The organism is Nocardia aurantia (genome assembly GCF_009604425.1).
GTDB classification, from domain to species: domain Bacteria; phylum Actinomycetota; class Actinomycetes; order Mycobacteriales; family Mycobacteriaceae; genus Nocardia; species Nocardia aurantia.
On the sequence record NZ_WEGI01000008.1, the window covers coordinates 257,617 to 269,309 of the forward strand.

Genomic DNA, 11,693 nt, shown 5'->3' on the forward strand with positions numbered 1-11,693 from the left:
GTTGGCCGAACGGCGGACATCGATCGGATGCGCAATTGGAGTGCACGCCCGGCGTCGGAGCATTCGAACCGGTGCCGGGGTGCTACTTGTGAACGCTATAAATCACTGGCGGACAGCTGAACTGCGCCAGGGACGTTTTCGTGGACATTTCGAAGTCCTCGAAACGTCCACGCCGCGTCCCCTAGCATGTGGACATGACTCACCGTCTGCAGTCGGCCATGCTGCGAGCGCAACTCGACTCGGCTGCACTCGCAGCGGCTGTCGGCGTCGATGTGAAGACGGTCAATCGGTGGCTGGCCGGCCGAGTTCCGCATCGCCGCACGCGGATAGCGGTGGCAGCCGTACTCGGCGAGTCGGAGACGGTGCTGTGGCCGGAGAGTCGGCCCGATTTGACCGCCGGCGCTCCGGCGACTGCGGAGATCCTGAGTGCATACGCCCACCGCGCTCATATTCCGAACGAGTTGTGGATCTCCCTCTTACAGGGTGCGCGTGAGCGCATCGATATCGTTGGATACGCGTATCCGTTCGTTCTCGAACTACTCCCCGACGCGAATGATGTCATCGCAGAGAAATGTCTTTCGGGTACTCGGGTTCGATTGGCCTTCGCGGATCCGGACTGTCCGCATGTCATGGAACGGGATGATCTGGAGCAGATGGGTGGTACCCTGCCGGGGCGAATCCGAAATGCGCTGAGCACTCTGGGACGGCTCACGGAGACACCTGGGTGCCGAGTCGGTCTCCACACTGCTCATTTATACAACTCCGTATTCAGATTCGATGACCGGATGATAGTGACCCCGTATCTTTTCCGTGCTCGCGGGTACCAGCATCCGGCATTGTATCTTCGACAGCTTTCGCCGCACGGAATGTTCGGTTCGTTTGCGGATCAGGTAGAACAGATCTGGGATACGGTGACCCCTTATGAGTTGGGAGCGGTCGATTATGGGCAGACGGCGTGACTACTATCGTGACGCAGATGCGCCGGCAGCGAACAGTTTGGTTCCAGGTGGTTCTGCTCTCGTTGTGGACGAAGACGGTGCCGTTCTCATGCAGCGGCGTAGCGATTCGGGCAATTGGTCGTTGCCCGGCGGTGTGATGGAGATAGGTGAGACGCTGGAGGAGTGCGTGGTCCGTGAGACGAAAGAAGAGTCCGGTCTCGACATCGAAATCACCGGGCTGCTCGGCATATACACAGATCCGGCGCATGTCATCGCCTATGCTGATGGCGAGGTGCGGCAAGAGTTCAATATAACTTTCTATGGACGAGTGGTCGGTGGGTGTATAGCCGTCAGTGCGGAATCGACGGAGGTTCGGTTTCTACGGTTGGATGAACTCTCGAAGCTGCCTGTCCACGACACGGTGCGGCTTCGGCTGAATCATTACGCCGAGAAACGGAGTCAACCCTATTTGGGTTGAGGAAGCCGCTCGAATCCCACTCGCCGGCGATCGGTACAAACGCGCTGTCTGGTTGACCGCCTCGGTCCCGCAGCTGCGTCGCTCGGCGTGCGGCGCAGCCCGTCCGCTCCGTAAGTAGCTGTCTGTACAAGGAACTGAGGATTTCCTGGTAGGGCCGGTGCCATTCGTGCCCCGTAGGATCGAGGGATGACGACCGGTGCGGTGGACACGGCTCGGGAGCTTGCCGCGTTCCTGCGGGCGCGGCGCGAGCGTCTCGATCCGGACGATTTCGGACTGCCCGTGCGGCGGCGTGCGCGGCGGACGCCGGGGCTGCGGCGCGAGGAAGTCGCCGAACTGGCCGGGGTGAGCACCGAATACGTCGTGCGGCTGGAACAGGCGCGCGGGCTGCGGCCCTCGGCAGAGGTGCTGGAGGCGCTGTCGCGCGCTTTGCGGCTGGCCCCCGACGAGCGCTCCTATCTGTTCGATCTCGCTCAACAGCGGCCCGCCCACGACAGTCGGTCGGCGGTCGCCGCGCCGCCGGAGTTGGTGCGGTTGCTCGACGATCTGTCGCCGTTGCCGGCGATGGTCCGCAACCATCGCAACGACATCCTGGCCTGGAATCCCGAGATGGCGCGGGTGATCCTCGATTACGGGGCGCTGCCGCCGCAACAGCGCAACGGCATCTGGCTGTTCCTGTTCCATCCGGAGATTCGCGACCGTTACGCCGACCGCGAGGAGCGGTTGCGAGAATGCATCGCCGATCTGCGGGCCACCTGGGCCGCACACCCGGACGACGTCGAACTGGCCGAGCGGATCGACGAATTCGTCTCCGGCAGTCCGGAATTCGCGGCCATGTGGGCCGATCGTGATGTGCGGGTGCACGGCAGCGGTGCGAAGACCATCCTGCATCCCGAGGTCGGGCGGTTCACCGTCGACTTCGAGGCGTTGATGCCGGTACAGCATCCGGACCACTACGTTGTCATCTATCGGGCCGCCGATCCCGCGAGCCGATCGGCCCTGAACATGCTGTGCGGCGTCGGCCGATGAGTCCCGGTGGCCGGTGCCATCGATGAGGATAACCGGCTTCCCACCACCTCGAGGAGTGTCCGCATGACCATCGTCACCACGTTTCTCTGGTTCGATCACGGCGCCGAGGAAGCCGCCGTGTTCTACACCGGGCTGATTCCCGGCTCGGAGATCACCGAGATCGCCCGTAACGCGGACGGGTCCGCTTTCGTCGTCTCGCTGGTGCTGGCCGGGCATACGGTCAGCCTGCTCAACGGCGGTCCCGACCACCCGCTCTCCGAGGCGGCCTCGCTGCAGGTACTCGTCGACACCCAGGACGAGGTGGACCGGCTGTGGGACGCGCTGACCTCGGATGGTGGCGCGCCGGGCCCCTGTGGCTGGCTCGTGGACCGCTACGGACTGTCCTGGCAGATCATCCCGACCACGCTGCCCGAGTTGATGAGCGGGGAGCGGGCCGCGGCGGTCGGCGACGCGCTGCGTGGCATGTCCAAGATTGATATCCAAGGTCTGCGCGACGCGCACGACCAGCCCTGAACCGCGCGATCCGGGCGGCCGCGTCACCGAATGCGGTCGACGGAGCGGCACGATCCGGAACGCCGGCTGCCCGGGCGGCTCCGGGGCGCGGTGCCGTCCGGCCGGCGTGCGCGCACCGGTCCGATCCGGTCCATGTGATCGGGTGGGCCGCGAGACCCGGCACGCCCGGGAGGGCGCCGATGTCCGACCGGATCGCCGGCGTCGTGCCGGTGGCGGGTGGGGCGGTCAGGGGCATCTCCGGACCGGGAATCACCGAAAAGTAGAAGTGGTTGGGGCACTTCGATTTCCGGCCTACGCCGGGCGGCGGAGCCCGGCCGTGCCGGTGTCGCCGGAGGTCGGCGGCGTCGCCGGCTACGGCTGCGCCGAGCACACGGTGACGTCCACGACGGGCGATCGGCGACGCGGATTCGGACTTTGGCAACGTTTCAGCTATAGAATCATTGGCGCTTGCTCGCCGATGAATTTCTGCGTTCGGTGGGAAAGCGGGGTCTCGGTGCCGGTTTCGTGGCGCGTCACCGAAAACCCGCCCGCTCCATCGTGTATGCCGTTCAGTTGCTAGGTACGTACGTGTAGGTGTTCTCCGCATGCGAGGAGGCATGGTGACGGGAGCTGACGACGGGTCGCAGGGCGCACCGGGTGCAACGGCTGTCGCCACGGGGCCGGATTTCGGCACTGAAATGCGGAACGGCGGTAAGGGGGTGAACGCCCTCTGTACCGATCGCGCGGTGCACCTCGGAACTCCGCCGCCGGCGGCGCCCACGGCGATCGGGCCCGACATCGAATATCCGTTGTCCGTCGCGCAATTGCGCTGGTGGGTGGCCCAGCAGCTGTATCCGGAGGTGCCGAATACGGTTGCCCTGTATCTCGATATGGCCGGCCGCATCGACGTGGATCTGCTGCGGCACTGCGCCGCGCAGTCGGCATGGGAGTTGCAGTCGCCGCATCTGCGGTTTCGGCTCGTCGACGGGCAGCCGCGGCAGTACCTGGATCCGCACGCGTTCAGTGTGCCGCGCATCGAGGATGTCAGCCGGCGGCCGGATCCGATCGCGGCCGCCACGGAGATCATGGAGCGCGACTACCGGCTGCCGATGGATCTGCTGCGCGACCGCCTCTCGCTGGCCACCCTGTTCCGGGTCGGCCCGGACCGGCATCTGCTGTACCTGCGCAGCCATCACATCGTGCTCGACGGCGTCGGGACGGTCGCGGTGCTGCGACGCACCACCGAGTTGTACGCGCTGACGGTCGATCCGGCCTCGTTCGGCGACGACGAGGCGGCGGACGCGCTGCTGCGGATGCGCGCCAGTACGCAACGGCCGAAGTGGCACACCGGAATCACCGCGACGCAGCGGCCGATGTCGATGCTGGAGATCCTCGAGGACGAACGCGCCTATCGGGAGTCGCCACGGGCCAGAGCCGACAGTGCGTACTGGCATGAGCAATTGGCCGAGGGCGGCGAGGTGGTCGGGCTGGCGGGCCGCCGGGCCGCGCCGATGCCGCTGCCGCACCGGGTCGAGGCGACCCTGCCGGAGGCGACGGCTCTGCTGCTCGAGGCAGCCCAGGAACGCAGCGGCGCCAGCTTCCCGGAGCTGACCGTCGCCGCCTTCGCCTGCTATCTGAGCGCCATGAGCGGCAACGAGGACGTGGTGCTGTCGCTGCCGGTGGCGGCGCGCGCGACGGCGGCGCTGCGCCGATCGGCCGGCTCGGTCTCCAACGTGGTTCCGTTGCGGCTGAAGGCGATTCGCGGCGGTACCGTCGCCGCCGCGGTCGAGCAGGTCCGGACCCGGGTGATCGGCGCGCTGCGGCACCAGCGATACCGCTACGAGGACATGATGCACGACCGCGGCGATTATCAGGTCGTGCGCGGCGGATTCGGGCCGGTGCTCAACGCGCTCGGCATGATCGAGCCACTGCAACTGGGCGCGATGACCGCGCAGGCCCGGTTGATGTCGCTGGGCATGGTAGAAGACCTGCTGGTCAACGGATTCCAGCTGGGCCCGGACGCCCGCGCCGCCAGCATCGACATGCAGGCCAATCCGGCGCTGTACTCGGCGGATACGCTCGCCTGGCACCACCGCGGCTTCCTGGCCTACTTCCACCGTTTCCTGGACGCCGAACCGGATCAGGTGGTGCGCACCCTCGATCCCGAGCCGGCGCCGCCGCCCGCCGCCCGGCCGCGCACCGCCGAGGGGCGGCTGCTGCCGGATCTGTTGTGCGCCAACATGTCCTCGACCGGCGTCGCCCTCGCCGACGGCACCCGCAGCTGGACCTATCGGGAGCTGGACGAGATATCCGCGCGCTGGGCGCGGGAGCTGATCGATCACGGTGCGGGCCCGGGAACCGTGGTGACCCTGGCGGTCCCGCGCTCGGCGGAGTCGGTGCTGGCGTTGCTGGCGGTGGCGCGCACCGGCGCGGCCTTCGCCCCGGTCGACCCCGCCGACCCGGCCCGGTTCCTCGCCTCCCTGGTCGCGGATTCCGGTGCGCGCCTGGGTCTCACGACCCGGGCGACGCTGACCATGTTGCCCCCCGAGGTGACCTGGCTGGCCATGGACGATCCGGAACTCGCGGCGCGCGTGGCGCGGCGGTCCGGCGAACCCGTCACCGACCGCGATCGGATCTCGGCCCTGCATCCGGATCATCCGGCGTATGTCATCTACACCTCCGGCACCACCGGCCGGCCGAAGGGCGTGCTCGTGGGTCACCGCGGCCTCGGCGCGCTGACCGATCACATCGTCGACCGCTATCGGGTCGACGCCACCGCCCGGGTGTCGCACGCCAACGCGCCCTCCTTCGACGCGCATCTGCTGGAACTGTTGTCCGCCTTCGCATCCGGCGCGCGGCTGGTGGTGGTGCCGCCGGCGGTGGTGGCGGGTACCGAGCTGCGGCGGCTGCTCGAGTCCGAGCGGATCACCCATTTCCTGACCACCCCGGCGGTTTTGGCGACGCTCGCGCCGGAGGATCTGCCCGGCCTGCGGGCCGTGGTGGTGGGCGGTGAGGCCTGCCCGGCCGATCTGATCCGGAAATGGGCGCCCGCACTGCGAATGTTCAACGGCTACGGTCCCACCGAGACCACGATCATGGTGACCCAGTCGGATCCGCTGGTCGCCGACGAACCGGCCCCGATCGGCGCGGCACTACCGGGAGTGCGTGCGGTGGTGCTGAATTCGCGGTTGCAGCAGGTGCCGCCGGGTGGCCGCGGTGAGCTGTACGTGGGTGGTCCGGGTGTCGCGCACGGCTACCTCGGCCGGCCGGGCACGACGGCCGAGCGGTTCGTGGCCGATCCGTTCGGCGGCGGCGAACGCCTCTACCGCACCGGCGACCTCGTACTCGCCACGGCGGCAACCGGATTCACCTTCCTCGGGCGCGCCGACCACCAGTTGACCCTGCGTGGCCGCCGGGTGGAACCCGGCGAGGTCGAGACCGCGCTGAACGGACTGCCCACGGTCGGCCGCGCGGTGGTGACGGTGGACACCTCGCACGGCAACGCCCGCCTGATCGGTTACGTCGTCCCGGCGGTGGCCGGAACCGACATGGACACCGCGGATCTCATCCACCAGCTGCGCGAACTGCTGCCGGCCGCACTGGTGCCGACGCAGCTGGTCCAACTGGATCGGCTGCCGGTCACCGCGCACGGCAAGGTGGACCGCGCGGCACTGCCCGCACCCGCGATGGTGCTACAGCCCTATCGCGCACCCGAGACCGAGTTGCAGATCCTGGTCGCCGAGCAGTTCGCCGCGATCACCGGCGCGGAGCGCGTCGGCCTGGACGACGACTTCTTCGATCTGGGCGGCGATTCGCTCATGGGCGTGGAACTCTCGGCGGAACTGGTGGCCGCCACCGGTAAGGCGGTGACGGTGCGCTGGCTCTACACGGCGCCGACGGTGGTGGCGCTGGCGGAACGGATCGCGACCGACGACGGTACGGTGGCCGACGACGCGCTGGGCGTCGTGCTGACGCTGCGCTCCGGCGGTGCCCGGTCACCGCTGTTCTGCGTGCATTCCGCGGTGCCACTGGCCTGGTGCTACTCCGGGCTGGCGCGCTACGTCAGCGATCGCCCGGTCTACGGTCTGCAGGCACTCACCCTGTCGGGGGAGCCCCGCAGTGACGCGTCCATCGACGATCTCGCCGAGGGCTACGTGACGGAGATCCTCCGCGTGCAGCCGCACGGACCGTACAACCTGCTGGGCTGGTCGCTGGGCGGTCAGATCGCGCACGCCGTCGCGGTGCGGCTCCGGCAGCGCGGCCTCGCGGTGCGGGTGCTGGCGATGCTCGACAGTGTCGTGTTCCCGGACGACATGCCGCCGCCACCGGTCCCGCGGATGCGTGATCTGCTCACCCACCTGCTCGGCGACGAACCGGAGGACGCCGATTCGCTCGCGGATCTCACCGCCGAGGAGGCGGCCGAGATCCTGGCCACCGGCGCGTCGCTGGGGTCGGGTCTCACCGCCGACCAGCTGACCCGCCTGCATCGCGGGTACGTCGACGGCGTCCGGTTGTCGCACGGCTATCGGCCGGGTGTGTTCGACGGCGATCTGCTCTACTTCTCGGCCACGCGCGGGCAGACCGAACTGTTCGATTCCCGGATGTGGCGGCCGCACGTGCGAGGCCGGTTGATCGAACATCCCGTCGACGCGACCCACGCCCAGCTCACCAACGCGGATGTCGTCGCGGTCATCGGCCCGCTCCTGGCCGCGCACCTGGAAACCGAAGACGCGCGGTGATCGCGATGGCGATGCGGGCGTCGAAGAGGAAGGCGGACACCGGAATTCAATGGTGGAACGTCTACGACGATCCACATCGCTGGGCACGGCTGGATCCGGCGGCCGGGCGGCTGGTCCGATGGGTGGACGAGCATCTGGCCCGGCCGCATCCGGAGCTCGGCCGGGACGGCGCGGTGTGCCCGTTCGTCCGCCACAGCAGCACCCGGCGGGTGCTCTGGGCCGGGCTGGTGACCGGTGGCGACGCGCTCGGGGTGGCGGACATCGACGCGGCCGTGGCCGAGGCCATCGAGGTGTATGGCGGGTTGCGCGGCCGCACCCCGGCCGAGGCCCGCAGCCTGACGTTGATCACGATCTTCCCCGGACTCACCCGCACGGACCGGATCGATGAGGTGCACCGCGCGCGCAAGTCCGAGGTGGTGTCGCGGGGCTGGATGCTCGGCCAGTTCTATCCGGGCTGCGATGTGCCGGGCCTGTGGAATCGCGAATTCCACCCGCTGGACGCGCCGGTGCCGATGCTGGTGCTGCGCACGATGATGAGCACCGATTTCCCGTTCCTGGCAGGCCGGGCGGACTGGCTGTACGCGTATTTCACGGCGCTGGCCCCGGATCTGCCGAAGAAGCTGCGGTGGGCGATAGCCGAACGGATGCGGGTCGACGGTCCGGCGGCCGAGGACATCACCGCGCTGCGCGTTCATCGCGCGGCGGAACACGCCCGCTGAGTGCCCGAAAATTCCGTCTTGCCGGTGAAATACTTCCGGCATGCAACCGCTACTACGCTATGTGGTCGCAGCGTCCGCGGCATTTGCTTGTATGTTGCCCGCAGCTGCGCAGGCCGAGCCCGACGCCCCGGTCGCCGACCCGAACGGGTCGGCTGTCGTCTCCGTCCGGCCGCTCGGCGGCCGTCAGTTCGATGTGGTCGTGCACTCGGCGGCGATGAATCGCGACATCTCGCTGTGGATGTCGCATCCGGACGGCCCGGCGCCGGCGTTGTATCTGCTCAACGCGGTCGACGGCGGTGAGGACGGCGGGCCGTGGATGAACCGCACCGACGTGGCCGAGTTCTTCGCCGACAAGCCGGTCAACGTCATCGTGCCGATGGGCGGCCGGGCCAGTTACTACACCGACTGGGTGGCCGACGATCCGGTGCTCGGCCGCAACAAGTGGGCCACCTTCCTCGGTCGGGAACTGCCGCCGCTGCTGAACGAGCAGTTCCAGATGACCGGACGCAATGCCGTTGCGGGAGTGTCGATGTCGGCGACCTCGGCACTGGATCTGGCGATCGAGTCGCCCGGCCTGTACCAGGCGGTCGGCTCCTACAGCGGTTGTCCCCGGGTCAGCGATCCGGTCGCCCGCGTCTATGTCCACGCGCAGCTGAGTCCTTACGGCGCCAACGCGGACAACATGTGGGGCGGCTGGACCGACCAGACCTGGGTCGCCCACGATCCGGTGGTGAACGCGGAACGATTGCGCGGCACCGCCCTCTACATCTCCACCGGGAACGGCACGCTCGGTGCGCACGAACGGCTGGAGGATCCGTCGCTGCACGGCAACATCGGCGCGCTGGCCGACCGGATCGCGGTGGGCGGCGGGATGGAGACCTTCGTCGACAACTGCAACAGCAGTCTGCTCGGCCGGCTTCAGCAACTGGGCATCCCGGCAACAGTGGTGCACCGCAACGGAACTCACGCGTGGCCGTACTGGCAGGACGATCTGCACAACTCCTGGAGTGTCTTCGCCCGCGCCCTCGGAGTCTGAACCGCAACCGGAAACGCTTGTCCGGCAAGGCCGGTCCGCGACGATCGCGGACCGGCCTCGTCGTATCCGTCAGGCGTGGACCTGGCGGCGGTAGGTGACCTTGTCGAATTCCCGGCCGTACTCGTCGACCGCGACGACGTCCATCTCGCTGGAGAAGAAGCCGGGGCGCACGTCCACGCGGATGAACGAGTAGTTGCGGAACCGCACCCGCGACCACCCGATGGCCTCGTCCTGCTTCTTGCCGTCCGCGCCCCACACATAGCTGTTCGGGACGCTGGTGTCGGCGACCTCGTGCCCGCGGTAGGTCTCCTGCGAGCCGGGCTGGAAGCCGTAGCGCGGACGGCCGCCGGCGCCGACGGTGTAGTACACGGTGCCGTCGGTGGCGCCGTACACGATCGAGTTGTCGCCCGCGGCCCGGGTCGGCTGCCCGCCGCGGATCGGATCGGTCCGCTCGTAGATGTGGTTGTGGCCCTGCAGGACCAGATCCACCTGGTACTTGTCGAACAGCCCGGTCCAGGCGTCGCGCACGCCGCCGTCGCTGGCGTGCGAGTCGGTGGTGGAGTAGGCGCAGTGGTGGAAGAAGCAGACGATGAAGTCGATGTTCGGGTTCGCCCGGTGCGCGGCGAGAGTCCGCTCCACCCAACCGGTCTGGGCGCCGCCGGAGTAGCCGGTGTTGGTCTTGATCTCGTAGGAGACGTCGTTGGCGTCCAGCGACAGCACCGCCACGTTGCCGTAGGTGAACGTGTACACCGAGGGGCAGCCCGCCGGGCCGGTGTTCGGAAGATCCAGGCGCGCGGCGTGTCCGCCGTAACCGTGGTCGCCGTAGGCGGCCTCCATGTCGTGGTTGCCGGTCGCGAACATCCACGGCGTCACCGAGCTGCTCAGCTCGATCGAGTTCAGGTACACGTCCCACACGAAGGGGTTGTACTTGTCGAAGCCGTCGGCGGGAGTGGCGCCGTGCGGCACGAATTGGGGCTTCTTGCCCGCACCCGACGGATCGGCGTAGGCGATGTCGCCGGCCAGGATGTGGAAATCGCCCTTGCTGGCGGCGATCTGGCGCAGCACGTTGGCGGTGTGCGGCACCGCCGGATCGTTGTCGTCCTTGTAGTAGACGTCGTCGTAGTCGCCGGGCGCGAGACCGCCGGGCTGCGCCGGGGTGTCGTCGGTGCCCTGGTCGCCGAGCATGGTGAACCGGAAGGGCAGCACCGCGTCCCGCGCGGACGCCATCGCCGGTGCGGCCGAACGGATGTCGCTCACGAATCCGTCGGCGGTCCGCCACCGGTAGAAGTGCGGCACCCGGCCGCCGAGCCCGTCCACCGGCGCGTGGACGTAGAACTGCTCGGCCCCGAGCACGCCCCCGTCGCTGGTGGGGATCTGGGTCACCAGGTTGCGCACCTCGGCCTCGACCGAGCCGCCGAGCGCCGGGGTGGGACCGTGCTCGAGAAATACCTTGGTACCGCCCGGATTCCGCGACAGCTGACCGGCGAACCGCAGCTGACTGGTCGAGTCGGCGCCGTAGCCGACATGCCGGCCGCCGACGAGCAGCTGTGCGTCGTCGGCGTAGGCGCGCTTGCCGAACGGGGTGATGCCGAGGGCCGCGACCGCCGCGGCGGCCGTGGAGCCGCGCAGGAAGTTGCGGCGCGACACCGACCGGCGGCGCAGATACGCCCGGTGCCACTCGTGCTGTTCGGCCATGGTCATGTGGGCGGCGAGGGGAGCGGGGATTCCGGTGTCGGGGATTTCACCGGCGGGGGTCAAGCGATCTGACGGCATGTGTCTGGATGCTGGTCGACCGGAAACCGCGAGGCAAATCGGAAATCGCGAACATTGGGTGAATAGTCGGAACGACGGCGGCCGCACGGGTCGCACGCAGCGAATATGTCGGTGCCCCGGACCACAATACGGGCATGGCATACGACGAGGAGCTGGCCGAACGGATCCGGGATCTGCTGGGTCCCGCACTGCCGGATGTGGTCCAGAAGAAGATGTTCGGCGGGCTGGCCTTTCTGATCGGCGGTCATATGGCGGTGGCCGCCAGCGGGCGCGGCGGCCTGCTGTCCCGGGTCGATCCGCGGGAGTCCGACCGCCTCATCGACGGCGAGTTGGTGGTGCCCATGGTGATGGGCGGCCGGGAGCGGTCCGGATGGCTGCACGTGGCCACCGAACTGATCGCCACCGACGAGGTGCTGGAACAGTGGGTGCAGCGCAGCCTGCGTTTCGTGCGCACCCTTCCGCCCAAGTGAGGCGGCTCGCCGGCCGGCGAGT

At 68.4% G+C, this 11,693-nt stretch carries 9 protein-coding genes; 8 read left to right on the forward strand and 1 reads right to left on the reverse strand.

The annotated features are described in order from the left end of the window. Positions 1-194: 194 nt before the first annotated feature. From NRB56_RS19340 to NRB56_RS19370, 7 genes are all read left to right on the forward strand, one after another. On the forward strand, positions 195-959 hold the full coding sequence (locus tag NRB56_RS19340) for a helix-turn-helix domain-containing protein (RefSeq protein WP_153344143.1): 765 nt from the start codon (positions 195-197) through the stop codon (positions 957-959). Next, positions 943-1,416 (forward strand): NUDIX domain-containing protein, encoded by a 474-nt coding sequence (locus NRB56_RS19345; protein WP_153344476.1) that lies wholly within the window; start codon positions 943-945, stop codon positions 1,414-1,416. Before NRB56_RS19340 ends, NRB56_RS19345 begins: the two co-directional genes overlap by 17 nt. A 186-nt stretch (positions 1,417-1,602) precedes the next feature. Further along, positions 1,603-2,442, forward strand: a complete 840-nt coding sequence (locus NRB56_RS19350; protein ID WP_153344145.1) for a helix-turn-helix domain-containing protein — start codon at positions 1,603-1,605, stop codon at positions 2,440-2,442. 63 nt (positions 2,443-2,505) lie between these two features. Beyond that, the gene (locus NRB56_RS19355; protein WP_153344147.1) at positions 2,506-2,955 is read left to right on the forward strand and encodes a VOC family protein; all 450 of its coding nucleotides are present in this window, start codon (positions 2,506-2,508) and stop codon (positions 2,953-2,955) included. A 596-nt stretch (positions 2,956-3,551) separates the two neighbouring features. Then, the gene (locus tag NRB56_RS19360; RefSeq protein WP_227838009.1) at positions 3,552-7,673 is read left to right on the forward strand and encodes a non-ribosomal peptide synthetase; all 4,122 of its coding nucleotides are present in this window, start codon (positions 3,552-3,554) and stop codon (positions 7,671-7,673) included. 5 nt (positions 7,674-7,678) lie between these two features. Beyond that, positions 7,679-8,392 (forward strand): DUF6875 domain-containing protein, encoded by a 714-nt coding sequence (locus NRB56_RS19365; RefSeq protein WP_227838011.1) that lies wholly within the window; start codon positions 7,679-7,681, stop codon positions 8,390-8,392. Positions 8,393-8,483: 91 nt separating this feature from the next. Further along, entirely contained in the window at positions 8,484-9,428 is a 945-nt protein-coding gene (locus tag NRB56_RS19370; protein WP_227838013.1) for an alpha/beta hydrolase, read from the forward strand. 69 nt (positions 9,429-9,497) lie between these two features. Here the strand turns inward: NRB56_RS19370 and NRB56_RS19375 are convergent, their stop codons facing one another. Beyond that, on the reverse strand, positions 9,498-11,201 hold the full coding sequence (locus NRB56_RS19375; RefSeq protein WP_153344152.1) for a metallophosphoesterase: 1,704 nt from the start codon (positions 11,199-11,201) through the stop codon (positions 9,498-9,500). Between the two features lie 134 nt (positions 11,202-11,335). On the opposite strand from NRB56_RS19375, the gene NRB56_RS19380 reads away from it, so the two are divergent. Continuing rightward, complete coding sequence (locus tag NRB56_RS19380) at positions 11,336-11,671, forward strand: TfoX/Sxy family protein (protein WP_153344154.1); 336 nt, start codon at positions 11,336-11,338, stop codon at positions 11,669-11,671. Positions 11,672-11,693 lie beyond the last annotated feature (22 nt).